The sequence below is a fragment of the Roseateles subflavus genome (assembly GCF_030285365.1).
In the GTDB taxonomy this organism is placed as follows: domain Bacteria; phylum Pseudomonadota; class Gammaproteobacteria; order Burkholderiales; family Burkholderiaceae_C; genus Roseateles_B; species Roseateles_B subflavus.
Genome location: NZ_JASVDS010000005.1, coordinates 206,865 through 231,625, shown reverse-complemented (window position 1 = coordinate 231,625; position 24,761 = coordinate 206,865). Strand labels below are relative to the sequence as shown.

26 protein-coding genes and 1 tRNA gene are annotated in these 24,761 nt (G+C 68.5%); 9 read left to right on the top strand and 18 right to left on the bottom strand.

Going from position 1 to position 24,761, the window contains the following annotated elements:
- Positions 1-26: 26 nt before the first annotated feature.
- The 3 genes from QRD43_RS17855 to QRD43_RS17845 all read right to left on the bottom strand — a co-directional run bounded on the left by QRD43_RS17855 (position 27) and on the right by QRD43_RS17845 (position 1,859).
- Positions 27-287 carry a hypothetical protein gene (locus QRD43_RS17855; RefSeq protein ID WP_285983858.1) on the bottom strand — a complete coding sequence of 87 codons (261 nt, stop codon included), beginning with the start codon at positions 285-287 and terminating at the stop codon, positions 27-29.
- Positions 288-434: 147 nt separating this feature from the next.
- The gene (locus QRD43_RS17850; protein ID WP_285983857.1) at positions 435-1,073 is read right to left on the bottom strand and encodes a YceH family protein; all 639 of its coding nucleotides are present in this window, start codon (positions 1,071-1,073) and stop codon (positions 435-437) included.
- 3 nt (positions 1,074-1,076) lie between these two features.
- Positions 1,077-1,859 carry an SDR family oxidoreductase gene (locus QRD43_RS17845; RefSeq protein WP_285983856.1) on the bottom strand — a complete coding sequence of 261 codons (783 nt, stop codon included), beginning with the start codon at positions 1,857-1,859 and terminating at the stop codon, positions 1,077-1,079.
- A gap of 265 nt (positions 1,860-2,124) precedes the next feature.
- Between QRD43_RS17845 and QRD43_RS17840 the strand changes: the two genes are divergently transcribed.
- Positions 2,125-3,810 carry an electron transfer flavoprotein-ubiquinone oxidoreductase gene (locus QRD43_RS17840; RefSeq protein WP_285983855.1) on the top strand — a complete coding sequence of 562 codons (1,686 nt, stop codon included), beginning with the start codon at positions 2,125-2,127 and terminating at the stop codon, positions 3,808-3,810.
- Between the two features lie 98 nt (positions 3,811-3,908).
- Here the strand turns inward: QRD43_RS17840 and QRD43_RS17835 are convergent, their stop codons facing one another.
- Positions 3,909-4,505, bottom strand: coding sequence for a GNAT family N-acetyltransferase (locus QRD43_RS17835; RefSeq protein ID WP_285983854.1), 597 nt, complete (start codon positions 4,503-4,505; stop codon positions 3,909-3,911).
- Positions 4,506-4,543: 38 nt separating this feature from the next.
- Positions 4,544-5,161 (bottom strand): FMN-binding negative transcriptional regulator, encoded by a 618-nt coding sequence (locus QRD43_RS17830; protein WP_285983853.1) that lies wholly within the window; start codon positions 5,159-5,161, stop codon positions 4,544-4,546.
- Positions 5,162-5,274: 113 nt separating this feature from the next.
- Between QRD43_RS17830 and pdxR the strand changes: the two genes are divergently transcribed.
- Complete coding sequence (gene pdxR / locus QRD43_RS17825; protein ID WP_285983852.1) at positions 5,275-6,780, top strand: MocR-like pyridoxine biosynthesis transcription factor PdxR; 1,506 nt, start codon at positions 5,275-5,277, stop codon at positions 6,778-6,780.
- Positions 6,781-6,785: 5 nt separating this feature from the next.
- On the opposite strand, the gene QRD43_RS17820 is transcribed toward pdxR, so the two are convergent.
- The 8 genes from QRD43_RS17820 to cysS all read right to left on the bottom strand — a co-directional run bounded on the left by QRD43_RS17820 (position 6,786) and on the right by cysS (position 14,537).
- Positions 6,786-7,409: a DUF4124 domain-containing protein gene (locus tag QRD43_RS17820; protein ID WP_285983851.1), complete on the bottom strand. Its 624-nt coding sequence runs from the start codon at positions 7,407-7,409 to the stop codon at positions 6,786-6,788.
- A gap of 181 nt (positions 7,410-7,590) precedes the next feature.
- Positions 7,591-8,385 carry a type I methionyl aminopeptidase gene (gene map / locus QRD43_RS17815; RefSeq protein ID WP_285983850.1) on the bottom strand — a complete coding sequence of 265 codons (795 nt, stop codon included), beginning with the start codon at positions 8,383-8,385 and terminating at the stop codon, positions 7,591-7,593.
- Positions 8,386-8,480: 95 nt separating this feature from the next.
- Positions 8,481-8,573: transfer RNA gene (locus QRD43_RS17810), tRNA-Ser, on the bottom strand.
- Positions 8,574-8,658: 85 nt separating this feature from the next.
- Positions 8,659-9,927, bottom strand: coding sequence for an aspartate kinase (locus tag QRD43_RS17805; protein WP_285983849.1), 1,269 nt, complete (start codon positions 9,925-9,927; stop codon positions 8,659-8,661).
- Positions 9,928-10,051: 124 nt separating this feature from the next.
- Positions 10,052-11,461, bottom strand: coding sequence for a tRNA lysidine(34) synthetase TilS (gene tilS, locus QRD43_RS17800; protein ID WP_491572016.1), 1,410 nt, complete (start codon positions 11,459-11,461; stop codon positions 10,052-10,054).
- Positions 11,430-12,401, bottom strand: a complete 972-nt coding sequence (locus QRD43_RS17795) for an acetyl-CoA carboxylase carboxyltransferase subunit alpha (RefSeq protein ID WP_285983847.1) — start codon at positions 12,399-12,401, stop codon at positions 11,430-11,432. The genes tilS and QRD43_RS17795 overlap by 32 nt, the downstream gene beginning before the upstream one ends.
- Positions 12,402-12,510: 109 nt before the next feature.
- Positions 12,511-13,164 (bottom strand): DNA-3-methyladenine glycosylase family protein, encoded by a 654-nt coding sequence (locus tag QRD43_RS17790; RefSeq protein ID WP_285983846.1) that lies wholly within the window; start codon positions 13,162-13,164, stop codon positions 12,511-12,513.
- The gene (gene cysS, locus QRD43_RS17785; protein ID WP_285983845.1) at positions 13,164-14,537 is read right to left on the bottom strand and encodes a cysteine--tRNA ligase; all 1,374 of its coding nucleotides are present in this window, start codon (positions 14,535-14,537) and stop codon (positions 13,164-13,166) included. The genes QRD43_RS17790 and cysS overlap by 1 nt, the downstream gene beginning before the upstream one ends.
- Positions 14,538-14,740: 203 nt before the next feature.
- Between cysS and QRD43_RS17780 the strand changes: the two genes are divergently transcribed.
- The 5 genes from QRD43_RS17780 to QRD43_RS17760 all read left to right on the top strand — a co-directional run bounded on the left by QRD43_RS17780 (position 14,741) and on the right by QRD43_RS17760 (position 18,148).
- The gene (locus tag QRD43_RS17780) at positions 14,741-15,265 is read left to right on the top strand and encodes a tetratricopeptide repeat protein (protein ID WP_285983844.1); all 525 of its coding nucleotides are present in this window, start codon (positions 14,741-14,743) and stop codon (positions 15,263-15,265) included.
- A gap of 106 nt (positions 15,266-15,371) precedes the next feature.
- Positions 15,372-15,956, top strand: coding sequence for a peptidylprolyl isomerase (locus QRD43_RS17775; protein WP_285983843.1), 585 nt, complete (start codon positions 15,372-15,374; stop codon positions 15,954-15,956).
- Positions 15,953-16,471, top strand: a complete 519-nt coding sequence (locus QRD43_RS17770) for a peptidylprolyl isomerase (RefSeq protein ID WP_285983842.1) — start codon at positions 15,953-15,955, stop codon at positions 16,469-16,471. The genes QRD43_RS17775 and QRD43_RS17770 overlap by 4 nt, the downstream gene beginning before the upstream one ends.
- Entirely contained in the window at positions 16,455-17,372 is a 918-nt protein-coding gene (locus QRD43_RS17765) for a UDP-2,3-diacylglucosamine diphosphatase (protein WP_285983841.1), read from the top strand. Before QRD43_RS17770 ends, QRD43_RS17765 begins: the two co-directional genes overlap by 17 nt.
- Complete coding sequence (locus QRD43_RS17760) at positions 17,366-18,148, top strand: M90 family metallopeptidase (RefSeq protein WP_285983840.1); 783 nt, start codon at positions 17,366-17,368, stop codon at positions 18,146-18,148. Before QRD43_RS17765 ends, QRD43_RS17760 begins: the two co-directional genes overlap by 7 nt.
- Before the next feature lie 176 nt (positions 18,149-18,324).
- Here QRD43_RS17760 and QRD43_RS17755 read toward each other — a convergent pair whose 3' ends face one another.
- Together QRD43_RS17755 and QRD43_RS17750 are read right to left on the bottom strand one after the other, a co-directional pair.
- A complete protein-coding gene (locus QRD43_RS17755; protein WP_285983839.1) occupies positions 18,325-18,603 on the bottom strand; it encodes a hypothetical protein in 279 nt (92 codons plus the stop codon).
- A gap of 2 nt (positions 18,604-18,605) precedes the next feature.
- Positions 18,606-18,848 carry a helix-turn-helix domain-containing protein gene (locus QRD43_RS17750; RefSeq protein WP_342399047.1) on the bottom strand — a complete coding sequence of 81 codons (243 nt, stop codon included), beginning with the start codon at positions 18,846-18,848 and terminating at the stop codon, positions 18,606-18,608.
- A gap of 195 nt (positions 18,849-19,043) precedes the next feature.
- Between QRD43_RS17750 and QRD43_RS17745 the strand changes: the two genes are divergently transcribed.
- Entirely contained in the window at positions 19,044-19,724 is a 681-nt protein-coding gene (locus QRD43_RS17745; protein ID WP_285983838.1) for an XRE family transcriptional regulator, read from the top strand.
- Positions 19,725-19,944: 220 nt separating this feature from the next.
- Here QRD43_RS17745 and clpA read toward each other — a convergent pair whose 3' ends face one another.
- Both clpA and clpS read right to left on the bottom strand, forming a co-directional pair.
- Positions 19,945-22,278: an ATP-dependent Clp protease ATP-binding subunit ClpA gene (clpA, locus tag QRD43_RS17740; protein WP_285983837.1), complete on the bottom strand. Its 2,334-nt coding sequence runs from the start codon at positions 22,276-22,278 to the stop codon at positions 19,945-19,947.
- Positions 22,275-22,643: an ATP-dependent Clp protease adapter ClpS gene (gene clpS / locus QRD43_RS17735; protein ID WP_269633306.1), complete on the bottom strand. Its 369-nt coding sequence runs from the start codon at positions 22,641-22,643 to the stop codon at positions 22,275-22,277. Before clpS ends, clpA begins: the two co-directional genes overlap by 4 nt.
- Before the next feature lie 290 nt (positions 22,644-22,933).
- On the opposite strand from clpS, the gene QRD43_RS17730 reads away from it, so the two are divergent.
- Positions 22,934-23,158 carry a cold-shock protein gene (locus QRD43_RS17730; RefSeq protein ID WP_285983836.1) on the top strand — a complete coding sequence of 75 codons (225 nt, stop codon included), beginning with the start codon at positions 22,934-22,936 and terminating at the stop codon, positions 23,156-23,158.
- A gap of 210 nt (positions 23,159-23,368) precedes the next feature.
- Here the strand turns inward: QRD43_RS17730 and icd are convergent, their stop codons facing one another.
- Positions 23,369-24,622: an NADP-dependent isocitrate dehydrogenase gene (gene icd / locus QRD43_RS17725; protein WP_285983835.1), complete on the bottom strand. Its 1,254-nt coding sequence runs from the start codon at positions 24,620-24,622 to the stop codon at positions 23,369-23,371.
- Positions 24,623-24,761: the final 139 nt, after the last annotated feature.

The window sequence follows — 24,761 nt, the reverse complement described above, 5'->3', positions numbered from 1 at the left end:
GCCCGCCGCCTCGCCCTGAGCGGGGATCAGCGAGGGCCGGAAGGGGTCATGGAACGACCGGCCTGGGACGTCTGCTTGGACAGGCTCTCGCCATTGGTCACCTGGATGCCGGAGGGCGTGTCGCGGTTCTTGCGCGGCAGACGCGAGCCGGTGAGGTACTCCGGCTCCTCGCGCTCGGCGCGGGCCTTCTGCTCCTCCGGCGTGTCCGGCGTTCCGGCGCAGGCACTCAGGCCCGAGACAGCGACAAAGGCGCCCAGCATCAGCCAGGCAGACATCTTCTTGTTCATGCGGATCCCCTTGTTGAGGCCCGCAGTGTAGGCGGCAGGCCGGCCGCTGCGGGCCGCGCACTCCTCGCGGCAGGATCGGCAATCGCACGGCGCCCGTCGGGCGCGGCCCGCCCCTCGGGCAGGCTCCGCGACGGGTGCCGACGGCGCTCAGCCCTGCAGCCCCAGCTCCGCCATCAGGCGGGCGACCTGGGCCTTGAGCGTGTCCACCTCGGCACGCAGCTGCTGCAGTTCCTCGTCGCGCGCGCCCGCAGCCCGGCCCTCCGCGGGTGCGGCCTGCAGCAGATCGGCGGACACCGCCCCGCACAGCTGGTGCGCCCAGCGCTGCTCCCGGGCGCCCGGCGCGCGGGGCAGCTTCACGGCCAGGGCGGGCTCGCGCGCCGCCAGCTCGTCCAGGAAGCCCTCCACGGACGAGATGTCGGCGAAGCGGTGCAGGCGCTCGGTGTTGAGCCGCAGCTCCGCCGCCGTCAGCGGGCCGCGCAGCATCAGCACGGTCAGCAGGGCCTCGGCCTGGCCCGGCACGCCGTAGACGCGCCGCAGGTTGTGCTCGAAGCGGACGACGCGGCTGCCGCTCACCTCGTGCACCAGGCTCATGCCCTTGAGCTCGTTGAGCGCGTCCAGCACCTCGGGCTCGCTCAGGTTCATGACCGGGTCACGCGCCGTCTTCTGGTTGCAGCCCTGGGTCAGGGCGTTGAGGGACATCGGGTAGCTGTCCGGCACGGTGTGCTGCTTCTCGACCAGCACGGCCAGCACGCGCGCCTCGGCGGCGCTCAGATCACGCAGGCTCATCGATCAGACTCCGAAGCCGTCGTCTGCCTGGATCACGGCACCGTTGATGAAGTGGCTCTCGTTGGCGCACAGCATCAGCAGCGTGGTGTCGAGGTCCTGCGGGTGCCCCACGCGCTTGCGCGGCAGCAGCTCGATGAGCTTCTTCCCCTGCTCGGTGCCCCAGTGGTGGTGGTTGATCTCGGTGTCGATGTAGCCGGGGCAGATGGCGTTGACGTTGATGCCGAACTTGCCCCACTCCAGCGCCATCGCGCGGGTCATGTGGATGACCGCCGCCTTGCTCATGGAATAGACGCCGATCTGGCTCAGCACGCGCAGGCCCGCCATGGAGGCGATATTGACGATGCGCCCGCCCGTGAAGGTGCCCGGCGCCGCACCGCGGGCTCGCGCCAGCATGCGCTTGCCCACTTCCTGGGCCACGAAGAAGGCGCCGCGCACATTGGTGTCCATCACGAAGTCGTAGTCGTCGACGGAGACGTCGGTGAGCTTCTGCGTGGTGCTCACGCCGGAGTTGTTGACGAGGATGTCGATGGTGCCCATCTCCGTCTCGGCATGGGCCACGGCCGCCTTGATGGAGTCGAGGTCCGTGACGTCCAGGGCCACGACGTGGGCGTCGCCGCCCGATCCCTCGATCTCGGCGCGCAGATCCTTGAGGCGCTCGATGCGTCGCCCCGCCAGGACCACGCCCGCACCCGCCTTCGCCAGGGTCCGCGCGAACTGCGCGCCCAGGCCGCTGCTGGCGCCCGTCACCAGGGCGACGCGCCCTGCCAGATCAATGCTGTAGCTCATGGATCACATCCTTCATGCAATGTCCGGGAGGATGTTAAGCCCTGGCGGCAGGGCCAAGGCATCCGGCTTGCCGTCCGCGATGGGCGGCCACACGCCATCGGGATCTCCACCCGGCTAGAGCCGCGGCTCTAGGGCCGGGCACCACAAAAATAGCACGATCGTTCTATTTTCTCTGCACACCAGTAGAATGCGCCGCAATTGTGCCAAGTCGGGGCCTGGCCCTGCCGCGCGGCAAACCCCATTTGCAAATCCTGAAGGACACCCGATGACCAGCGAAGAACTTCTGGCCCAGTTCGGCCCACGCGAGAACATGGAATACGACGTGGTCGTCGTGGGCGGCGGCCCCGCCGGCCTGGCCACGGCCATCCGTCTGAAGCAGCTGGCCGCCGAGAAGGGCCAGGAGCTGTCGGTCGTGGTGCTGGAGAAGGGTTCCGAGCCCGGCGCGCACATCCTCTCGGGCGCCGTGATGGACCCGCGCGCGATCACCGAGCTCTTCCCCAACTGGAAGGAGCTGGGCGCGCCGCTGAACCAGCCGGTGTCGGCCGACCAGGTGCTGTTCCTCTCGCAGGACGGCGCGCGCGACACGCCGCAGTGGCTCATCCCCGAGTGCTTCCACAACCACGGCAACTACGTGATCTCGCTGGGCGCCGTCACCAAGTGGCTGGGCGAGCAGGCCGAAGCCCTGGGCGTGGAGATCTTCCCCGGCTTCACCGCCGCCGAGATCGTCTACGGTGAGGACGGCAGCGTGCGTGGCGTGGCCACGGGCAACGTCGGCGTCGGCCGGGACGGCGAGCCGCACGACGGCTTCCAGCTGGGCATGGAGCTGCTGGGCAAGTACACCATCTTCGCCGAGGGCGCCCGCGGCCACCTGGGCAAGCAGCTGATCGCCAAGTTCCAGCTGGATGCCGGCAAGGACCCGCAGTCCTACGCCATCGGCATCAAGGAACTGTGGGAAGTGCCGGCCGGCCAGGCCAAGCCCGGCCTGGTGGTGCACACCGCCGGCTGGCCCGCGGACCACGAGACCTACGGCGGCGGCTTCCTCTACCACCTGGAAGGCAACAAGGTCACGCTGGGCTATGTGGTCGGCCTCGACTACAAGAACCCCTGGCTCTCGCCCTTCGAGGAAATGCAGCGCTGGAAGACGCACCCGAGCATCCGCCCGCACATCGAGGGCGGCAAGCGCATCGGCTACGGTGCCCGCGCCATCACGGCCGGCGGCCTGCTGTCCCTGCCCAAGCAGGTCTTCCCCGGCGGCGCGCTCGTGGGCTGCGATGCCGGCTACCTGAACGCCGCCCGCATCAAGGGCAGCCATGCCGCCATCAAGACCGGCATGCTGGCCGCCGAGGCCGCCTTCGAGGCCGTCACCGCTGGCCGTCAGCACGACGAGCTGAGCGCCTACCCCGCGGCCTTCGAGAAGAGCTGGCTGCACGAGGAGCTGGACCGCTCGCGCAACTTCAAGCAGTGGTTCAAGAAGGGCAACACCGTCGGCACGCTGATGACGGGCATCGAGCAGTGGCTGCTGCCCAAGCTCGGCTTCAAGAGCCCGCCCTGGACGATCCGCCGCGAGCTGCCGGACCACGTGTACCTGCGTCCGGCCGCGGAGTGCGCCAAGATCGACTACCCCAAGCCCGACGGCAAGCTGACCTTCGACCGCCTCTCCTCGGTGTTCATCTCCAACACCAACCACGCGGAAGACCAGCCGGTCCACCTGACCCTCAAGGACGCCAGCGTGCCGGTGACGCTCAACCTGGCCAAGTTCGCCGGTCCGGAGAGCCGCTACTGCCCGGCCGGTGTGTACGAGTTCGTGAAGAACGAGGACAACAGCGACCGCCTGCAGATCAACGCGCAGAACTGCGTGCACTGCAAGACCTGCGACATCAAGGACCCGACGCAGAACATCGTCTGGATCACGCCGGAAGGTGGCGGCGGCCCGAACTACGCGGGCATGTAAGCGCCCCCGCCTCCCCAAGGAAAGCCCGCCTCGTGCGGGCTTTTTCGTGGGCGGACGGCCGGCCCGGCAAGGTGCCGGGCGGCCGCCGGCGCGCGGCCTCAGGCCATGCCCGCGAGCCTGGCCTTCACGGCCGGCCACTCGCTGTCGATGATGGAGAAGTAGACGGTGTCGCGCACCCGGCCGGAGGCGCACACGATGTGCCGGCGGAAGATGCCCTCCTGCACGGCGCCGATGCGCGCGATGGCAGTGCGGGACTTCTCATTGAGCGCATCGGTCTTGAGCTCCACGCGATGGGCCCCCAGCGTCTCGAAGGCATGGGTCAGCAGCAGGGTCTTGGCCTCGGTGTTGACGCCCGTGCGCTGGTGCCGGGCCGCCACCCAGGTCCAGCCGATCTCCAGGCGGCGGTCCGCCGCCGAGATGTTGCCGAAGCGCGTGTTGCCCACGAGCTCGCCCGTGCCGCGGTCCCGGATCACGAAGGGCAGGGCCAGGCCGCGTGCCTGCTCGGCCAGGGCCGCCTCCACGTAGGCGCGCATCTCAGCCGCCGTGCCCACGCTGCTCGGGATCCAGCGCCACAGCTGCGGATCGAGGCCATGCACGCACAGGCCCTCGACGTGGCCCAGGCTCAGGGGCTCCAGCTGCACGAGACGGCCGGTGAGAACGACAGGGCGGATGTCCAGGGGGTCAGGTCTTGCCATGATGCTGTCAGGAAACGGTTGATGATGAAGGGACGGGCTCACAGGCCCAGCTGCCGCATCCAGCGCGCCATGGCGGGCGAGGAACCGGCCTCGAAATGCTCGATCAGCCGCTGCCGCTCGCCGGCCGCGCGGTTCTGGCTCAGCTTGGCCTTGCCCTGCACGGACTGCACCGCCACGCGCAGGCCGACGATCGCCCCCAGCAGGCTCCGCTGGAAGTCCTCCGGCAGGCCCTGCCATTGCGCGACATAGGCCGGATCCCGCGGCTCGATCAGGCGCTTGAGAAGCCGGTCCTTGGACAGCGCGTCGTCCACGCGATGCAGCGTGCCGAGCACCTCCAGCGCCAGGTAGTTCCAGGTCGGGACGTTGCGCGGGCTGTCGTAGTGGGCGGGTGACACGTAGGCATCCGGCCCGGTGAAGACGAGACGGACGGCCTGCCCCTCGGCCAGGCCCGCCAGGTGCGGATTGGCACGCGCCAGATGACCCTCGAGCCACGATTGCTCCCCGTCGTCGACCCACACCATGGGCAGGTGCAGCGCGAGAGCCGGCGCCGCGGCGTCGCGGGCATCGGCCGCCACGAGCAGCGCGAGCGGGTGGGCCTGCACCAGCTGGCGCTGCAGGGAGGGGTCGTCGAGCTGGAAGTGCGGGGGGGTGTACATGCGGCTGTAGGTAGGGGTTCGGGGCGGAGTCGGTGACGATTTCGAACGAAGCATAGGCCGCGCATTGGTACGATCAAAGAGCCAATTCAATCAATATCGGACGGACCAATACCATGAACTCGCCGCCTCTGCCCGCCCTGCCCTTCGACGTTGCCGGCATCCGGCTGGACGGGCCCGGCCCGCTGGCACGCCAGCTGGTCGAGCAGCTGCGCCAGCGCATGCTCCAGGGCCAGCTGCCGGCCGGTGCGCGCATGCCGGCCACGCGGGATCTGGCAGCGGCGCTGGGCGTCTCTCGCAACACGGTGGTCCGCGCCTTCGAGCATCTGCTGGACGAAGGCCTGATCAGCAGCCGGGTCGGCGACGGCAGCTACGTGACGCCGCCCTTGGCCCAGATGGCTTCGCCCCTGGCACGGCCGCCCTCGCGCGCGACAGCGCCGGCCCAGGCCCCCGAGCCGCAGACCCCGCGCTGGCAGGCTCTCCAGCACTTCACGCCGTCCCGCACACCGGACGGCCCGGTGCGGGCCTTCCGCTGGGGCAGCCCCGCCATGGACCTGTTCCCGGCCGCCCTGTGGTCACGACTGCAGGCACGCGCCTGGCGACGGCACAGCGTCAGCGATCTGGCCTACGGCGATCCGGCGGGCCTCCCGGCGCTGCGCGAGTGGCTGGCGGACTACCTGCGCAGCGCCCGGGGCCTGCCCTGCAGCGCCGAGCAGATCCTCATCACCGGCGGGGCGCAGCAGGGCATCGCGCTGGCGGCCCTGGCCCTGCTGGGGCCGGGCGACGAAGCGGCCACGGAATCGCCCGGCTACCGCTCCGCCGCCGCCGCGCTGGCCCTGCAGGCCACCCGGGTGCATCACGTGCCAGTCGACGCCGAGGGCCTGCGCCCCGCGGCCCTGGAGGCGCTCGGGTCGCGCTGCCGGCTGCTCTATGTCACGCCCTCCCACCAGTTCCCCACGGGCGTGGCGATGAGCCTGCAGCGCCGGCTGGATCTGCTCGCCTGGGCCCGCCGGCAGCAGGCCTGGATCCTCGAGGACGACTACGACAGCGAGTACCGCCATGTCGGCCTGCCGCTGGCACCGCTCGCGAGCCTGGACACCGCCGGACGGACGCTCTATGTGGGCAGCCTGTCCAAGCTGATGTTCCCGGGCCTGCGCCTGGGCTACCTCGTGGCCCCGCCGGCCTGGCTGCCGACACTCGCCCGCCTGCGTTCGGTGCTGGACCGGCACAGCGCCTGCATGGACCAGCAGGTGATGGCCGCCTTCATCGCCGAGGGGCACTTCCTGCGCCACGTGCGGCGCATGCGCCGTGCGGCCCGGGAGCGGCGCGACGCCCTGCTCGACGCCTGGGGCCGGCACATCGCCCCGCTGGGCCTGCCCCTGCCGGCGCCGGAGGCGGGGCTGCACGCCTACCTGCCGCTGCCCAGCGCGGCCCTCGAGCAGCGCCTGACCGAGGCGGCCGTGCGGGCACGGCTCGAGGTCGGGGCGATGCGGCGCGTCGGCGGTCTGCCGGACAGCTCGGCGCGCGCCGGGCTGGTGCTGGGTTTCGCGGCCGTGAGCGCAGCGGGCCTGGGCGACGCGGTCGCGCGCCTGGCCCAGGCCTGGCGGCCGGAGATCGGCTAGCCGGCTCAGCGGCAGGCGCGGGCGTCGCTCAGGCGCCGATGCAGCGCCTGTTGCACGAGCGGGTTGTCACGGTTCTGAATCTTGCTGATGTCGATCTCGATCTCGCGGATCTCGGCCGCCGACGCGCAGGCCCGCGGCGCGGGCGCCCAGGGTGCCGGCGCGCCCTCGTCCGCCTGCACGGCGCGGACCACGCCGCGCTCCATCACCACCACCACGCGGCTGCTCTCCCGCTGGTAGCTCCAATGGCTGTAGACGCTGGCGCCGTCCTGCACCGTTCGCGAGCGATCGGGTTGCCCGAGGACGGCCAGCACCTGCGCTTGCGTCATGCCGACGCTCACCGGGCCGACGTCGCCGACGGCCGGCAGCGGCCCGACGCTGCGCAGCCCGGCGCGCGGGCTGCCGCTGCCCGAGGGCGTCAGCGACGGTGTGGAGGGCACGGTCAGCGGCGCGGGCAGCGGCGCGAGCGTCCGTTGCTGCTGTCCGGCCGCGCAGGGCGCCTGCTGGTAGACGACGCGCCCGTCGGCATCGGTGCACTGGACCTGCGCAAAGGCCAGCGCGGGGAGGCTCAGGAACAAGGACAGCGCCATGGCACGTCGGGCACAGGCAGGCAGGGCGGGCAGCAGCATCATGGGCACTCCGGGGTCAGGACGGTCACGGACTCGCAACGGCACGGCCGTTGAGTCCCGCATCCTGCACTAACGCGCCAGCGGCGCGCCCGCTGACCGCCTCCACGCGAAATCAGCGCAGAGCCGGCGCCGTAGCAGGGACACCGGAGCCGGCCATCGCACGGCGGCCGGCACCCAGACCCGCTCAGGCGATGGGCGGATAGGCCCCCAGGCCGTCCGGCCAGGTGGTGAGGACCTCGAAACCCGTGTCCGTGACGAGCACCATGTGCTCCCACTGGGCGGACAGCGAGCGGTCCTTGGTGACGACGGTCCAGCCGTCCTTCATTTCCTTCACCTCGCGGCGCCCGGCGTTGATCATGGGCTCGATGGTGAAGATCATGCCCGGCACCAGCTTCACCCCTTCGCCAGGGCGGCCGAAGTGGTTCACGTGCGGGGCGTCATGGTAGATGTCGCCGATGCCGTGGCCGCCGTACTCGCGCACGACGCTGTAGCCGTCGCGGAAGGCGATGCTCTGGATGGCATGGCCGACATCGCCCAGCGTCGCGCCCGGCTTCACCTGGCGGATGCCGGCGCACATCGCCTCGTAGCAGGTGTTCACGAGCCGGCGGGCATGCAGCTTGGGCTCGCCCGCGAAGAACATGCGGCTGCTGTCCCCGAACCAGCCGTCCTTGATGATGGCCACGTCGATGTTGACGATGTCGCCGTTCTTCAGGATCTTGGCCGGCGTCGGGATGCCATGGCAGACGACGTCATTGACCGAGGCGCAGATGGTCTTGGGGAAGCCGTGATAGCCGACATTGGCCGGGATGACCTTCAGCTCATGGACGATGAAGTCATGGCAGATCCGGTCCAGGTCCTCCGTGCTGACGCCGGGCTTCACGTGCTCGCCGATCATGGCCAGCACCTGGGCCACCAGGCCGGCGGCCTCGCGGGCCTTGGCGATCTCTTCCGGGGTGCGGATCTTCACAACGTTGTTCATGTCACAAGACTTCCACAGCAGCAGGCACTGGGTCAATGAAGGAACAATGAAAAAACCCGCCACAAGCACGCTTGGGCGGGTTTCTCAATACTGTCTGGCGGAGACGGAGGGATTCGAACCCTCGATGCAGGTTTTGCCCACATACTCCCTTAGCAGGGGAGCACCTTCGGCCACTCGGTCACGTCTCCAGCAGAGCCTCGCAGTATAGCAGCGGTTTTTGAGCCCCTGCTACAAATTCCCGACTTTTTTCAGAAAAGCACGGGAGAGGCCAGATCAGGTGGCCGGCTGGTCCAGGTCGAAGGCCCGGTGCAGTGCGCGCACGGCGAGCTCCATGTACTTCTCGTCGATGACCACGCTGGTCTTGATCTCGCTGGTCGAGATCATCTGGATGTTGATGCCTTCCTCGCTGAGGGAGCGGAACATCTTGGACGCCACGCCCACGTGCGAGCGCATGCCGATGCCCACGATGGAGACCTTGCAGATGCGCGGGTCACCCATCACCTTGGCGGCGCCGGTGGCCGGGGCGACGGTCTTCTCCAGCAGCTCCAGCGTGCGCTGGTAGTCGTTGCGGTGCACGGTGAAGCTGAAGTCGGTCTTCCCGTCGTGCGAGACGTTCTGGATGATGACGTCGATGTCGATGTTGGCCTCTGCCACGGGGCCGAGGATCTGGAAGGCGATGCCCGGCTTGTCAGGCACGCCCAGCAGCGTCACCTTGGCCTCGTCGCGGTTGAAGGCGATGCCCGACACGACGGCTTGTTCCATGTTTTCGTCCTCTTCAAAAGTGATCAGGGTGCCGGACTTGGCTTCCTCGTTGATGTCGATGTCCCAGGCCGTGAAGCTGGACAGCACGCGCAGCGGCACGCGGTACTTGCCGGCGAACTCCACCGAGCGGATCTGCAGCACCTTGGAGCCCAGCGAGGCCATCTCGAGCATTTCCTCGAAACTGATGCTCTTGAGGCGGCGCGCCTCGGGCACCACGCGCGGGTCGGTCGTGTAGACGCCGTCGACGTCGGTGTAGATCAGGCACTCGTCCGCCTTCATGGCGGCGGCAATGGCCACGGCCGAGGTGTCGGAGCCGCCACGGCCCAGCGTGGTGATGTTGTTGTGCTCGTCGATGCCCTGGAAGCCGGTGATGACCACCACCTTGCCGGCGGCCAGGTCGGCACGGACGCGCTTGTCGTCGATGCTCTCGATGCGGGCCTTGGTGTAGGACGAGTCGGTCGCCACGGGCACCTGCCAGCCGGTGTAGCTGACGGACTCCAGCCCTTCGGCCTGCAGCGCGATGGCCAGGAGACCCACCGAGACCTGCTCGCCGGTGGCGGCGATCATGTCCAGCTCGCGCATCAGCGCGGGGCTGCTGCTGGCGGGCGAGAGCTCCTTGGCGAGGCCCAGCAGACGGTTGGTCTCGCCGCTCATGGCCGAGGGCACCACCACCATCTGATGGCCCGCACGCGCCCACTTGGCGACGCGCTTGGCCACGTTGCGGATACGGTCGGTCGAGCCCATCGAGGTGCCGCCGTACTTGTGAACGATCAATGCCATGGTTGTGAAGATGCGCGGAGTTGGAGGGGGTTTCTTGCGCCGCGGTCGCTGGGGCCGATTCTAAGGTTGGGCTTGGCGAAGCACGAAGCCCTGCCAGCGCGGCGGCGAGGGCATCAGCCCCGCGTCAGCGAGCGTCCGGCAGCCACCTCAGGCGCAGGCGCGGTCCCTCCCCCTGCCCCCGGCAACGCGCATCCAGGCCCAGGGCCGGCACCCACAGCAGACGCGGCGGGGCGCCCGTTTCCCCAGGGAAATCGGCATAAACCAGCGGCCCCCCCCGCCCCAGCGCGGGCACGCCCGCGGCCTGCCAGGCCTTCTTCAAGGCCCGCGGCGGCGTGCCCGGCGCGCGCTGGAATTGCTCGCTGCCTTCGCGTGGACGCAAGATCACATTGCGCAATAGCGATGAGCCCACCCATTCCGACGAAGGCTCAGCGACCCCTTCCACGAGCGCGACGTGCCAGCAACCGGCGAAGGCCGGGCAGGCGTGGAGGCCGGGCGTGCTGAGGTCCATGCGACAGGCCTGCGCCGGTGCCACGGCCGGCACGGGCAGCACCAGCAACTGGCCCTGATGCTTCTGGACCACCCGCCGGCCCGCCGGCCAGGAGGCGCCGGCGGGCGCCGCGGCGGCCTCGTCCAGCAGGCGGGTCACCAGGCTGGCGGGAGCGGACTGAGGCAGCGACCGCTGCAGCCAGTGCCGCAGCAGATTGCTCAGGCGCGGGCGGGACAGGGCCTCAAAGGCCGCCAGCCGCAGGGCCGGCAAGGCACCAGGCGCCGGCTCGAGCCAGCGCTGCGCGTCGTCCTGCGCCAGTTCTGCCAGCAGCTCGCCGGCCTCCTGCGCCCAGCGCGCGGACTGCGCCAGCGCGGCCTCGGCGCCCGGAAACGCCGCCTGCAAGGCGGGCCACCCCTGAAGCCGCAGCCGGTTGCGGGCGAAGCGCGGGTCGGCGTTGCTCTCGTCCTCGATGTGGACCAGGCCTCGCGCCTGGACGTAATGCTCGATGCGCGCGCGCGGCTGCTCCAGCCAGGGGCGCGCCCAGACCAGGCCCCCGCGCGCCTGCTGCCGCGGCATGGCGGCCAGCCCAGCCAGACCGGCCCCGCGCAGGGCCTGCAACAGCCAGGTCTCCGCCTGGTCCCGCCGGTGATGCGCCAGCATCAGCAGCGAAGCGCCCGCCGCACGGGCCATGGCCTGCAGCGCCGCATGCCGGCCGCTGCGGGCCCAGGCCTCGATGCTCTCGCCCGCCGCGGGCACGCCGTCGAGCCGGTGCCACTGCAGCGTCACGGGCAGCCCCTGCCCGCGCCAGGTCTCGACCTGCCGTTGCAGATGGGCCAGCCAGGCGTCCGCGTGGGGGCTCAAGCCGTGATGGACATGCAGCCCCAGCACCCGCAAAGCAAAACCCTCATGGGCCAGGGCCTGCGCGCAGCGGGCCGTGGCATGCATGAGGGCGGTGGAGTCGCGGCCGCCGCTCCAGGCGACGGCCACGCAGGCGCCGGAGGCGCCGGAGTCAGGCTCAGCGATTCTTGGTGTCGCCGAATCGGCCATAGGCCTGCAGGCGCTCGTAGCGGCGGTCCAGCAGCTCCTTGGGCTTGAGGTCCGACACCTGGCGCAGGGCATCCGAGAGCGCGCGCTTCAGGTTGGAGCACATCTGCTTGGCGTCGCGGTGAGCACCACCGACCGGCTCATTCACGATCTTGTCGATCAGGCCCAGGGCCTTCAGGCGGTGGGCGGTGATGCCCAGCGCCTCGGCAGCGTCGGGCGCACGCTCGGAGGTCTTCCACAGGATGGAAGCACAGCCTTCCGGCGAGATCACCGAGTAGGCCGAGAACTGCAGCATCAGCACCTGGTCCGCCACGCCGATGGCCAGCGCCCCGCCGGAGCCGCCTTCACCGATCACGGTCGCGATGATAGGCACTTCCAGCTGCGCCATCTCGAAGATGTTGCGGCCGATGGCCTCGGACTGGCCGCGCTCCTCCGCACCGATGCCGGGATAGGCCCCCATGGTGTCGATGAAGGTGAAGACCGGCAGGCCGAACTTCTCGGCCAGCTTCATCAGGCGCAGGGCCTTGCGGTAGCCCTCGGGACGCGGCATGCCGAAGTTGCGCAGCGTGCGCTCCTTGGCATCGGCACCACGCTGGTGGCCCACGACCACGCAAGGCTGGCCGTTGAACCGGGCGATGCCGCCCACGATGGCGGCGTCGTCGGCGAAGTGGCGGTCACCGTGGAGTTCCTGGAACTCGGTGAAGACGTCCTTGCAGTAGTCCAGCGTTTGCGGACGCTGCGGGTGGCGGGCGACCTGGTAGGTCTGCCACGGGGCCACGCTGGAGTAGATGTCCTTGGTGAGCTGCTGGCTCTTCTTGGAGAGGCGGTCGATCTCCTCGGAGATGTCGACGGCGGACTCGCTCTGCACGTAGCGCAGCTCTTCGATCTTGGTTTCGAGCTCGGCAATGGGCTGCTCGAATTCGAGGAAATGTTTCTTGCTCATCAGTCGTCCTGATTTCAAAGCGCCCGCCGCGGGGGCCCGAGGGCCGGCGGCGGAACCGGGTCGGCGGATTCACCCTTCGTGGGGGCTGGTGCAGCCGAGACGGAATGGGCTAGTACTCCACCGGTAGCGGATCGAGACTTCGCCAAATGTACCATGTGGCTACCGAGCGGTAGGGGGCCCAGGCCTCCCCCACTTCCCGCGCTTCGGCCCGCGAGACGGGTTCGCCGGAGAAGTAGTTTTCGCTGATGCCCTTGAGCAGCCCGACGTCGTCCAGCGGCATCACATTGGGGCGCATCAGGTGAAAGATGAGGAACATCTCGGCCGTCCAGCGACCGATGCCGCGGATGGCAACCAGCTCCTCGATGATGGCTTCGTCGTCCATCTGCGTCCATTGGCGCACATGTACGCGGCCGGCCTCGAAGTGCTCGGCCAGGTCGCGCAGGTATTCCACCTTGCGCACGGACAGCCCGGCGGCCCGCAGCGCCGCGATGTCCAGGGCCAGCACCGCGGTGGGCTGGATGCGGTGCACGGCCCCCCCCACCAGCGCCAGGAACTTGTCCCAGACGGACTGCGCGGACTTCACGGAGATCTGCTGCCCCACGATGGAGCGGGCCAGCGTGGTGAAGGCGTCCGCCTTGCTCTGCAGGCGGGCCTCACCGAACTGGGGGATGAGCTTCTTCATCACCCGGTCGCGCTTGACCAGGTGCCTGCAGGCCTCATCCCAATACTCCGGGGTGACCCCGGCCGCTGCCGAGCGCCCCATCAGGCCTTCATCCAGGTCGTGCCGGCGGGCGAGTCCTGCAGCACGATGCCGGCGTCCAGCAGCGCCTTGCGAATGCGGTCGGCCTCGGCGAAGTCCCGGGCGGCCTTCGCGGCGGCACGGGCCTCGATCTGGGCCTGGATGGCGGCCTCGTCCAGCGTGCTGCCAGCCTGCAGGTAGGCGCGGGGCGACTGCTGCAGCAGGCCCAGCGTGGCGGCCAGCGCCTTCAGCAGGCCGGCCTCCTCGGGCGAGCGGCTGCGGTTGACGCTGGACGCCAGGTCGAAGAGCACCGCCAGCGCCGCCGGGGCGTTGAAGTCCTCGTCCATGGCCGCACGGAAGGCGGCGGCCACCGGATGGGTCCAGTCGATCGTGACGTCAGCCGCCTCGACGCCGTCCAGCGCCGTGTACAGGCGGCGCAGCGCCTGGCGGGCATCCTCCAGGGCGGCATCGCTGTAGTTGATCGGGCTGCGGTAGTGGGTACGCAGCATGAAGAAGCGCACCGTCTCGCCGTCGTAGCTCTTGAGCACGTCCTGGATGGTGAAGAAGTTGCCCAGGGACTTGGACATCTTCTCGTTGTCGACGTTCAGGAAGCCGTTGTGCATCCAGGTGCGCACGAAGGGCTTGCCGAGGGCCCCCTCGCTCTGGGCGATCTCGTTCTCATGGTGCGGGAACTGCAGGTCCAGGCCGCCGCCGTGGATGTCGAAGGTCTCGCCCAGCACGGCGCAACTCATGGCCGAGCACTCGATGTGCCAGCCGGGACGGCCCGGGCCGTAGCGGCCGTCGTACTTGGCGTCCGCCGGCTCGTCGGCCTTGGCGGCCTTCCAGAGCACGAAATCGAGCGGGTCATGCTTGCCCTCATCCACGGCCACGCGCTCGCCGGCGCGCAGATCGTCGAGGTTGCGACGGGAGAGCTTGCCATAGCCCGGGAACTTGCGCACGGCGTAGTTCACATCCCCGTTGCTCGCCTGATAGGCCAGGCCCTTCTCCTCGAGCAGGCCGATCATGTCCAGCATCTGGCCGACGTACTCCGTGGCGCGCGGCTCGTGCGTCGGGCGCTCGACGCCCAGGGCACCGATGTCGCGGTGCATGGCGTCGATCATCTCGTCCGTCAGCTGACGGATGCTGATGCCGCGCTCCAGGGCCCGCTTGATGATCTTGTCCTCGATGTCCGTGATGTTGCGGACATAGGTCACCCGGTAGCCCGAGGCCTTGAGCCAGCGCTGGACCACATCGAACGCCATCATCATGCGGGCATGCCCCACGTGACACAGGTCGTAGATGGTCATGCCGCAGACGTACATGCGCACATGGCCAGGCTCGATGGGGGCGAAGGGCTCGACCGCGCGGGTCAGGGTGTTGTAGATGCGCAGGGACATGGACTCGCAGGGCGAAAGTAGGGGCTCGCAGGGCGAACTCAGGGCGAACCGGAACGAAAGCGTGACGCCGGGCAAGGGCATCGCCGCCAAGGCGCGGTGCCGGAGGGAGCCAGCTTATAGAATCATCCAGTATACCGATTGGGCCTTCGCGGCCCTGCCCACCTGTCCACCTGCCCATGAAGCTCCGCCTCCCCGGTTTCGCCATGTCCGCCCTCCCCGCCCTGCTGATGGCCGCCAGCCTGAGCTTCGCCGGGCCCGTCCTGGCGGCGGGTGAGCTGGAGAAGGCCCAGCAGCAGTGGCTGCAGGGCCACCAGGCCGACGCCAAGAAGACGCTGGAGCAGGCGCTGGGCGAGGACCCCAACAACGCCCGCGTGCGCTTCGCCCTGGCGCTGATGCGCATGGAATCCGGTGAGACGGCCCAGGCCGAGACGCTGCTGCGCCACCTGACCGAGGACTTCCCGGACCTGGCGGACCCCTTCAACAACCTCGCCGTGATCCTCGCCGGCCGTGGCGAGCTGGACGCCGCCCAGGACGCGCTGCAGCGCGCCGTGGCCCTGCAGCCCGACCACGTCCAGGCCCAGGAGAACCTGGGCGACGTGCTGCTGCAGATGGCCGCCCGCGCCTATGGCATCGCCGCCCGACCCGGCCCCCAGAGCTCGGTCAACGCCGGCCTGAAGCTGCGCCGCACGCAGGAACTGCTGCGCCACCTGAACGGCCCGGCCCGCTGAGCGAGAATGCGGCAGCCGCCCCGGCCGCCGCGCGCTCGCCCCGGTGAGATGCGCCCGGCACGACGGGCATCCCTCCAGAACCATTTGCCAAGGGAGTCCACGCCACATGGCCCACCACCTGCCGCCTCTCACCTGCCTCCGCGGCCTGCTGGCCGCCGCCCTGCTGCCCCTGGCGCTCAGCGTCCAGGCCCAGCAGGTCAAGCTCTCCACCACCGTGGGCGACATCTGCGTCGAGCTGAACGCCGAGAAGGCCCCGAAGACCGTGGCCAACTTCGTCCAGTACGTGAAGGCCGGCCACTACAACGGGGTGATCTTCCACCGCGTGATCGACGGCTTCATGATCCAGACTGGCGGCTTCACCGACAAGCTCGTGCAAAAGCCCACCCGTGCGCCGATCCCGCTGGAAGACAAGTCGGACCTGAAGAACCTGCGCGGCACCATCTCGATGGCCCGCACCGCCTTCCCTGACTCCGCCACCTCGCAGTTCTTCATCAACGTGGCTGACAACACCGGCCTGGATGCCGAGAACTCGAACACCGGCCGCGGCTATGCCGTCTTCGGCCAGGTCGTCGCCGGCATGGACGTCGTCGACAAGATCCGCGCCACGCCGGTGGAGGCCAAGGGCGCCTTCCAGCACCTGCCGGCCACCCCCATCTTCATCAACAAGGCCACCCTGGAGTGCAAGCCATGAGCAAATTCGTCGAACTGACCATCAACCTGAACGGCGCCGCCAAGGTCATCAAGCTGGAGCTCGATGACGCCAAGGCGCCCATCACCGTGGCCAACTTCCTGAGCTACGTGAACAAGGGCCACTACGACGGCACGATCTTCCACCGCGTGATCAAGCGCTTCATGATCCAGGGCGGCGGCTTCACGGCCGACATGAGCCAGAAGCCCACCGACGCCCCGATCCAGAACGAGGCCAACAACGGCCTGAAGAACGCCCAGTACACGATCGCGATGGCCCGTACCAACGCGCCGCACTCGGCCTCGGCCCAGTTCTTCATCAACGCCATCAACAACGACTTCCTGGACTTCAAGTCCGAGTCGCCCTCGGGCTGGGGCTATGCCGTGTTCGGCAAGGTCGTGGCCGGCGCCGACGTCGTGGGCGAGATCGAGAAGGTCCGCACCGGCAACAAGAACGGCCACGGCGACGTGCCTGTCGAGGCTGTCGTGATCGAGAAGGCTGTTGAAGTCCAGGGCTGAGCCCCTGCCCTGCCTGGATGAACTGCCAGGCGAGTGGATCGCCCCGCCTCACTGGCGGGCGATCGACTTCATCTCGGACCTGCACCTGTCCGAGCACACCCCCTGCACTCGCGCGGCCCTGGCTCACTACCTGAGCCACACGGCGGCCGACGCCGTCTTCCTGCTGGGGGACATCTTCGAGGTCTGGATCGGCGACGACGCCCGACACCAGCCCGAGGAAGCCGCACTGCTCGCCCTGCTGCGGCAGGCCAGCACGCGGACACCTCTCTTCTTCATGGCGGGCAACCGCGATTTCCTGTTCGGCAGCGCTGCCGCGCAGGACGCCGGCCTGACCCGACTGGCCGACCCCTGCGTGCTGCAGGCCTTCGGGCGGCGCCTCCTGCTGAGCCATGGCGATGCCTGGTGCCTGGAGGACCGGGACTACCAGGCCTTCCGCGCCCAGGTGCGCGCCGCCACCTGGCAGCAGACCTTCCTGGCGCAAGCGCTGGATGCGCGTCGGCGCATCGCCCGGGGCCTGCGAGAGCGCAGCATGGCGCAAAAAGCGGGGGTCGCCGATCGCCCCGAGCTGTGGGCGGACCTCGACGCGGACGCCGTGCGCCAGGCCTTGCAGGCGCGGTCCTGCGAGCGGCTGATCCATGGCCACACCCATCGCCCCGCCCGGCACGTGCTCGGCGACGGGCGGCACCGGGACGTGCTCAGCGACTGGGATCTCGACCACCCGCCCTTGCGCGCTGACGTCCTGCGGCTGAGCACCCAGGGCTTGCTGCGGCTGTCGCTGCCCGAGGCAGAAGGCCCGTTCATCGCTGGGCTGCAGGCCGCCGCCACGCCAACGGCCCTGCCAGCGTCCGCCCCGACGACCGACGCCGACGGTCCCGACACCCCCACCCAACCACCATGCTGACGCGGCTCCTGCAGTCCTGGCAGGCGCGGCGCGAGCAGCGACAGCTGGCACGCCATGCCATACCCGACGCCTTGTGGGCGCTGACGCTGGCCCGCTATCCCTTCATCGGCCGCCGCAGCGAGGCGGATCTCGCGTCGCTTCGGCGCCTGTGTTCGTTGTTCCTGGCCCGCAAGGAATTCCACGGCGCCGGCGGCTTCGAGGTCACGGACGAGGTCGCCGTGGCCGTGGCTGCCCAGGCCTGCCTGCCAGTGCTGGCGCTTGGGCTGGCGGCCTACGACGGCTTCGTGGGCATCGTGATGCACGAGTCGGAGGTCGTCGCGCCTCGCGAGGTGATGGACGAGGATGGCGTCGTGCATCACTACGAGGAAGAGCTGGCCGGCGAGGCCATGGAGGGCGGCCCCCTGATGCTGGCCTGGAGCGAGCTTCAGCCCGATCCGGCCCTGGGCGCCGGGCCGGTCTACAACGTGGTGATCCATGAGTTCGCCCATGTGCTGGACATGGCCAACGGGGCGCCCGACGGCATTCCCCCGCTGCCCTCGGCCGCCGCGACCGAGGCCTGGATCGCGGTGATCGACCCGGCCTGGGAACGGTTCTGCGAGCAGGTCGATGCCGGCATCGAGACGGTCATCGACCCCTACGGCGCGGAATCCGTCGAGGAGTTCTTTGCCGTGGCCACGGAGGCCTTCTTCGTCGAGCCGCAGCTGCTGCAGCAGAGCGACCCGGCCCTCTACGCGCTCTTTGCCAGCTTCTACCGCCAGGATCCGGCCGCCCGCTGAGCCGGGTCACGAGACCGCGCACAAGACTGCGCACAAGACCGCCCACGAGACCGCCCACGAGACGGCCCACCCGGCGGGGCAATCTGCCGGGCAGCACACCGGGCAGCACGCCGGGCGACGCCTCCCGGCACGTCGCCGCCCCCGACACGCCCGGGCGACGGCGCCACAGCAGGCGGCTAGTCGATCGCGTCCGACGTGCAGACCAGCAGGCGAGCCAGCACGTAGGCCAGATCGTCCGCCGACAACACCGCCACCACCTCGCGAGCCGTCTCGAGGGCCTGGGCGATGTTGTGGTCCCCCGCCAGCGCCGATCGCAGACGCTGGAAGACGTCGAATGGAAGGACGTCATAGGCGTAGGCGACGCGCAGGACGAGCCGGTCGATGCGCGGCGGAACGCTCGCTGCCGGCTCGGGCGGAGGCGCCGGCCCGGGGGCATCGGAGGAAGCGGGCGCCATGCTCAGGGCCCACGCTTCAGACCGAGGGCCACCGCCACGCGGTGCCCCTCCCCATACAGGCCCTTGTTCACCCCCCGCACCACCTCCGACACCGTGCGGTACTTGAAGCCGTGCTGTCGCGCGAACTCGCTCAGGGTGATGCCCTGCATCTGAAGCGTCCGTTTTGCCGCTGCGGGCGACGCCTGGTCTTGCAGAAACCGCTTACCACCTTCCGCGACCAGACCATCCGTTTGTTGATTGCTCATGATGGTTGCTGATGTCCTGTTGAACTGCAGCCACTGTAGTTTCAACAAATGGAATTCACATCATCAAAACAGTTGATTCTGTTTCCATACGTGAGACATGGGTCAGTTCATCCCCTCGATTGATGACATAGTGAGACCATGGCGCTGTCATTTGTGGGTGTCTGCTGCGGAAAAAGCGCGTACAGTCAATGCACTGTGACCCATCCCGTTGACCCCCAAGATTCCACGAACGTGGGCATTGGCGACCGCCTTCGAGCGGAGCGCCAGCGGCTCGGCTATGCCCAGGCGGACTTTGGTGCCGCCGTCGGCGTCAGCAAGACCACCCAGTTCAACTACGAAGCCGGCGACCGCAGCCCGGATGCCCGCTATCTGCGCAGGGCGGCAGCGCTGGGCATGGACCTCCTGCTCGTCATCACCGGGCGCAAGGACGACAGCGGCGCCGAACGCTACGTCCGCGTCCCCGCGCTGCCGGAGCGGCCGGCCCGCGGCCTGGCCGCCGCCAATGAAGACGCTGCCGCCTATGACACCCGTCAGGACGTCAGCGGCCTGTGCTTCGGCAAGGACTGGCTCGCCTCGCGCCAGCTGGAGGTCGGCAAACTGACCGTGGTGACGGTGCGGGGGTCGGCCATGGAAGGCACGCTGTCCGACGGGGACCAGGTGCTGATCGACCAGCAGGACATCACGCCCCGCAGCGGCTACGCCTATGCGCTGCGCCAGGGTGAGGAGCTGCTGGTGCGGTACTGCCAGATGCTTCCGGGGCGCGTGCTGCGGGTGACCAGCGCCAACCCGGCCTTCGCGGCCTACGACGTGGACCTGTCAGCCGCCCCCGACCTCGAGGTCATCGGCCGCGTGGTGGCCTCCGTCCACGAATGGTGAACAGCGGCATCCGGCGCCACGCCGGGGGGCAATGCCGGCCTGGCATCCGGCCCAACCGCTGACCCGACGTCTGGCCCGATATCCGGTCCGATATCGGGTCCGACTCCAGGGCGCACGCTGCATCGATACCCGCCTGTCCGTACGGCAGACGCCATCGAGAGCATGAAAAACGCGCCCCTCGGGGCGCGTCTGTCAGGAGCCAGGTCGCTCGCGTCGAACGTCAGCCCGCCGTGGCGGCCTCCGCCTTGGGCGGCTTGCTGTCGGACTTCTTGCCGGCCGGCTGAATGTCCAGCTGCACTTCGCCGGCGGCATCGACATCCACCTTCAGGCGCCCGCCATCGACCAGTCGGCCGAACAGCAGCTCGTCGGCCAGCGCCCGCCGGATGGTGTCCTGGATCAGGCGCTGCATCGGCCGCGCGCCCATGAGCGGGTCGAAGCCCTTCTTGGCGAGTTGCTGGCGCAGGGCGTCGGTGAAGGTGACCTCCACCTTCTTCTCGGCCAGCTGGCTTTCCAGCTGCAGCAGGAACTTGTCCACCACGCGCAGGATGATCTCCTCGTCCAGCGCACGGAAGGACACGATGGCATCCAGGCGATTGCGGAACTCGGGCGTGAACAGGCGCTTGATGTCCGCCATCTCATCACCCTGCTGGCGCTGGGTGGTGAAGCCGATGGTGGACTTGTTCATGATCTCCGCGCCCGCATTCGTCGTCATGACGATGATGACATTGCGGAAGTCGGCCTTGCGCCCGTTGTTGTCGGTCAGCGAGCCGTGGTCCATGACCTGCAGCAGCACGTTGAAGACGTCCGGGTGCGCCTTCTCGATCTCGTCCAGCAGCAGCACGCTGTGCGGCTTCTTGGTGACGGCCTCGGTCAGCAGGCCGCCCTGGTCGAAGCCCACATAGCCCGGAGGCGCGCCGATGAGGCGGCTCACGGCGTGGCGCTCCATGTACTCGGACATGTCGAAGCGGATCAGCTCGATGCCCAGGATGTAGGCCAGCTGCTTCGCCACCTCGGTCTTGCCCACGCCGGTGGGGCCCGAGAACAGGAAGCTGCCGATGGGCTTGTCCGGCTTGCCGAGCCCCGAGCGCGCCATCTTGATGGCGGCGGCCAGCGCGTCGATGGCGGGATCCTGGCCGAACACGACGCTCTTGAGGTCGCGGTCCAGGCTCTTGAGCTTGCCGCGGTCGTCGCTGGACACGCTCGCCGGCGGGATGCGGGCGATCTTGGCGACGATGTCCTCGACCTCGGCACGCGTGATGGTCTTCTTCTGCTTGCTCTTGGGCAGGATGCGCTGCGCGGCGCCGGCCTCGTCGATGACGTCGATCGCCTTGTCGGGCAGGTGGCGGTCGTTGATGTACTTGGCCGACAGCTCCGCCGCCGCCTGCAGGGCGCCCAGCGCGTACTTCACGCTGTGATGCTCCTCGAAGCGCGACTTCAGCCCCTTCAGGATCTCGATGGTCTGCTCGACGGACGGCTCCGCCACATCCACCTTCTGGAAGCGGCGGGACAGCGCGGCGTCCTTCTCAAAGATGCCGCGGTACTCGGTGAAGGTGGTCGCGCCGATGCACTTCATCGCGCCGGAGCTCAGCGCCGGCTTGAGGAGGTTGCTGGCGTCGAGCGTGCCCCCCGAGGCCGCGCCCGCGCCGATGAGCGTGTGGATCTCATCGATGAAGAGGATGGCGTTGGGCTGGTCCTTGAGCTGCTTGAGCACGGCCTTCAGGCGCTGTTCGAAGTCGCCGCGGTACTTGGTACCGGCCAGCAGAGCGCCCATGTCCAGGGAATAGACCTGGGCCTCGGCCAGGACGTCGGGGACGTCGCCCTCCGTGATGCGCCAGGCCAGACCCTCGGCGATGGCGGTCTTGCCGACACCGGCCTCGCCCACCAGCAGCGGGTTGTTCTTGCGTCGGCGGCACAGCACCTGCACCACGCGCTCCACCTCGGCCTCGCGGCCGATCAAGGGATCGATCTTGCCGTCCTTGGCCTGCTGGTTGAGGTTCTGGGTGAACTGCTCCAGCGGCGAGCCCTTGGAGCCCGAGGCCGCGCCGTCCCCCTCCTCGCGTTCCGCATCGGAGCCGCTGCCTTGCCCGTCCTGGCCCTTCGGGGGCTCGGGCGGCTCGCTCTTCTTGATGCCGTGGGCGATGTAGTTGACGACGTCCAGGCGCGTCACGCCCTGCTGGTGCAGGTAGTAGACGGCATGGGAGTCCTTCTCGCCGAAGATGGCGACCAGCACGTTCGCGCCGGTCACTTCCTTCTTGCCGCTGCCGGTGGACTGCACATGCATGATCGCGCGCTGGATCACGCGCTGGAAGCCGAGCGTGGGCTGGGTGTCCACCTCCTCGGTGCCGCCCACCGTGGGCGTGTTGTCCTTGATGAACTGCGCGAGGCTCTTACGCAGGTCATCGATGTTGGCCGAGCAGGCGCGCAGCACTTCCGCCGCGGACGGATTGTCCAGCAGCGCCTGCAGCAGATGCTCGACGGTGATGAATTCGTGGCGCTGCTGGCGCGCCTCGACGAAGGCCATGTGCAGGCTGACTTCAAGTTCTTGGGCAATCATGCGGCCTCCATAATGCACTGCAAGGGATGGCCGGCACGCCGTGAGGCGGCCAGCACCAGTTCGACCTTGGTCGCGGCCACATCCTTGGTGAAGACACCGCAGACGCCGCGCCCTTCGTGATGGATCTTGAGCATGATCTGGGTGGCCGTGTCCAGGTCATGGCGGAAGAACTCCTGCAACACCATCACGACAAACTCCATCGGGGTGAAATCGTCGTTGAGCAGCAGCACCTGGTACAGGCGCGGAGGCTCGGTTTTCTGGGGAACGCGCTCGAGGATGACGGTCCCGTCCGCATCGTCACGGCCCGGCACCGCGCCGGGCGGCTGGCCCGGCGGCACGGGGGGCTGGTTGGGAAGATCTGGCATGGACCGATTCTATAGAGAGGCACATGGCCTCACATGCCGCTGGCTTGATCATGATTCAAGGACGGGGGCTTGAATATGTGATCTGCAGGGCGCGGTGCGGCCATATTCGCGCCATATGCCACGCCAGGCTGCGTTTCGGCACGGCCGCGGCGGCCACCCCGCAAAGTCTGACAGGTTGCGGCCCCCGCCACCGGCACATCCGCACCTCGGGGGAGGCCCCGAATTGACACAAAGGCGACAGAGCTTTGAGAATCCGCCTCGGTGCGTTAGACACCGGGATGGAGAAGGAAATGCAACAAGGAACCGTGAAGTGGTTCAACGATGCCAAGGGTTTTGGCTTCATTGAACCGGAGCAAGGTGGCGAAGACGTGTTCGCCCATTTTTCGGCGATCCAGATGGAGGGCTTCCGTACCCTCAAACAGGGCAGCAAGGTCAGCTTCGAGCTGGTGGCTGGCCCCAAGGGTCAGCTGGCCCAGAACATCACGCCGATCGGCGGTGAAGCCGCCCTCAGCTGACCCGCACGTCAGCCCCTAGGCGCCTGCAGTGCGCCCCTGCCATCAGGGGTGTGTTGCAGGCGTTTGTCATTGGTGCCAGGCGGGGCGCGCCGCGAAGGCGCACCCAGCGCCCGCCTGTGCACCAGGGCCGCCCTTCCGTCCAGCGGGCGGGCAAAGAAAAAGGCACCCGAAGGTGCCTCGTCATGCGGGATGCGGCTTGCGCCGCAGCCATCACATGTGGTCAATCATGACTTGACCGAAACCGGAGCACGACACTTGCGTGGCGCCGTCCAGCAGGCGGGCGAAGTCATAGGTGACCTTCTTGCTCAGGATGGACTTTTCCATCGACGAGATGATCAGGTCGGCAGCCTCCAGCCAGCCCATGTGGCGCAGCATCATTTCGGCGGACAGGATCTCGGAACCGGGGTTCACGTAGTCCTTGCCAGCGTACTTCGGCGCGGTGCCGTGGGTGGCTTCGAACATGGCGACGGAGTCGCTCAGGTTCGCGCCGGGGGCGATGCCGATGCCGCCGACCTGGGCTGCCAGGGCGTCAGACACGTAGTCACCGTTCAGGTTCAGCGTGGCGATCACGGAGTACTCGGCCGGGCGCAGCAGGATCTGCTGCAGGAAGGCGTCGGCGATGGAGTCCTTGACCACGATGTCCTTGCCGGTCTTCGGGTTCTTGAACTTGCACCACGGGCCGCCGTCGATCAGCTCGGCGCCGAACTCGGTCTGGGCCAGGGCGTAGGCCCAGTCACGGAAGCCACCTTCGGTGAACTTCATGATGTTGCCCTTGTGCACGATGGTCACGCTGGGCTTGTCATTGTCGATGGCGTACTGGATGGCCTTGCGCACCAGGCGCTCGGTGCCTTCCTTCGACACCGGCTTGATGCCGATGCCGGAGGTTTCCGGGAAGCGGATCTTCTTGACGCCGAACTCGTTCTGCAGGAAGGCGATCAGCTTCTTGGCCTTGTCGCTCTGGGCCTCGAACTCGATGCCGGCGTAGATGTCTTCCGAGTTCTCACGGAAGATGACCATGTCGGTCTTGTGCGGTTCCTTGACGGGGGAAGGCACGCCCTTGAAGTAGCGCACCGGACGCAGGCAGACGTAAAGGTCCAGCTCCTGGCGCAGGGCCACGTTCAGCGAACGGATGCCACCGCCGACGGGCGTGGTCAGCGGGCCCTTGATGGACACCACGTAGTCCTTCAGGACCTGCAGGGTCTCTTCGGGCAGCCAGACGTCGGGGCCGTAGACCTTGGTCGACTTCTCGCCGGCGTAGATCTCCATCCAGTGGATCTTCTTCTTGCCGCCGTAGGCCTTGGCCACCGCTGCGTCGACGACCTTGATCATCACGGGCGTGATGTCAAACCCCGTGCCGTCACCCTCGATGTAGGGAATGATCGGCTGGTCGGGCACATTCAGGGAGAAGTCGGCGTTGACCGTGATCTTCTGCCCGCCTTCGGGCACCTTGATGTGTTGGTACATGTGTAGTCGTCTCCGCTAGTCGCGAGGTTGGTTGCGGCGGGGTGCCGCCATAAAGAAATCGATTCTATGCCAGCAGAGCTTTCACGGGCCTGATACGACGGCCCGTCTGGCGTTTCAATGCGGTTTCACCCGCGGTCGT

Excerpts from the sequence above, each read along its gene's own strand:
- QRD43_RS17855 (WP_285983858.1), bottom strand. The coding sequence starts at position 287 with ATGAACAAGAAGATGTCTGCCTGGCTGATGCTGGGCGCCTTTGTCGCT.
- QRD43_RS17850 (WP_285983857.1), bottom strand. The coding sequence starts at position 1,073 with ATGAGCCTGCGTGATCTGAGCGCCGCCGAGGCGCGCGTGCTGGCCGTG.
- QRD43_RS17845 (WP_285983856.1), bottom strand. The coding sequence starts at position 1,859 with ATGAGCTACAGCATTGATCTGGCAGGGCGCGTCGCCCTGGTGACGGGC.
- QRD43_RS17840 (WP_285983855.1), top strand. The coding sequence starts at position 2,125 with ATGACCAGCGAAGAACTTCTGGCCCAGTTCGGCCCACGCGAGAACATG.
- QRD43_RS17835 (WP_285983854.1), bottom strand. The coding sequence starts at position 4,505 with ATGGCAAGACCTGACCCCCTGGACATCCGCCCTGTCGTTCTCACCGGC.
- QRD43_RS17830 (WP_285983853.1), bottom strand. The coding sequence starts at position 5,161 with ATGTACACCCCCCCGCACTTCCAGCTCGACGACCCCTCCCTGCAGCGC.
- pdxR (WP_285983852.1), top strand. The coding sequence starts at position 5,275 with ATGAACTCGCCGCCTCTGCCCGCCCTGCCCTTCGACGTTGCCGGCATC.
- QRD43_RS17820 (WP_285983851.1), bottom strand. The coding sequence starts at position 7,409 with ATGATGCTGCTGCCCGCCCTGCCTGCCTGTGCCCGACGTGCCATGGCG.
- map (WP_285983850.1), bottom strand. The coding sequence starts at position 8,385 with ATGAACAACGTTGTGAAGATCCGCACCCCGGAAGAGATCGCCAAGGCC.
- QRD43_RS17805 (WP_285983849.1), bottom strand. The coding sequence starts at position 9,927 with ATGGCATTGATCGTTCACAAGTACGGCGGCACCTCGATGGGCTCGACC.
- tilS (WP_491572016.1), bottom strand. The coding sequence starts at position 11,461 with ATGGCCGATTCGGCGACACCAAGAATCGCTGAGCCTGACTCCGGCGCC.
- QRD43_RS17795 (WP_285983847.1), bottom strand. The coding sequence starts at position 12,401 with ATGAGCAAGAAACATTTCCTCGAATTCGAGCAGCCCATTGCCGAGCTC.
- QRD43_RS17790 (WP_285983846.1), bottom strand. The coding sequence starts at position 13,164 with ATGGGGCGCTCGGCAGCGGCCGGGGTCACCCCGGAGTATTGGGATGAG.
- cysS (WP_285983845.1), bottom strand. The coding sequence starts at position 14,537 with ATGTCCCTGCGCATCTACAACACCCTGACCCGCGCGGTCGAGCCCTTC.
- QRD43_RS17780 (WP_285983844.1), top strand. The coding sequence starts at position 14,741 with ATGTCCGCCCTCCCCGCCCTGCTGATGGCCGCCAGCCTGAGCTTCGCC.
- QRD43_RS17775 (WP_285983843.1), top strand. The coding sequence starts at position 15,372 with ATGGCCCACCACCTGCCGCCTCTCACCTGCCTCCGCGGCCTGCTGGCC.
- QRD43_RS17770 (WP_285983842.1), top strand. The coding sequence starts at position 15,953 with ATGAGCAAATTCGTCGAACTGACCATCAACCTGAACGGCGCCGCCAAG.
- QRD43_RS17760 (WP_285983840.1), top strand. The coding sequence starts at position 17,366 with ATGCTGACGCGGCTCCTGCAGTCCTGGCAGGCGCGGCGCGAGCAGCGA.
- QRD43_RS17755 (WP_285983839.1), bottom strand. The coding sequence starts at position 18,603 with ATGGCGCCCGCTTCCTCCGATGCCCCCGGGCCGGCGCCTCCGCCCGAG.
- QRD43_RS17750 (WP_342399047.1), bottom strand. The coding sequence starts at position 18,848 with ATGAGCAATCAACAAACGGATGGTCTGGTCGCGGAAGGTGGTAAGCGG.
- clpA (WP_285983837.1), bottom strand. The coding sequence starts at position 22,278 with ATGATTGCCCAAGAACTTGAAGTCAGCCTGCACATGGCCTTCGTCGAG.
- clpS (WP_269633306.1), bottom strand. The coding sequence starts at position 22,643 with ATGCCAGATCTTCCCAACCAGCCCCCCGTGCCGCCGGGCCAGCCGCCC.
- QRD43_RS17730 (WP_285983836.1), top strand. The coding sequence starts at position 22,934 with ATGCAACAAGGAACCGTGAAGTGGTTCAACGATGCCAAGGGTTTTGGC.
- icd (WP_285983835.1), bottom strand. The coding sequence starts at position 24,622 with ATGTACCAACACATCAAGGTGCCCGAAGGCGGGCAGAAGATCACGGTC.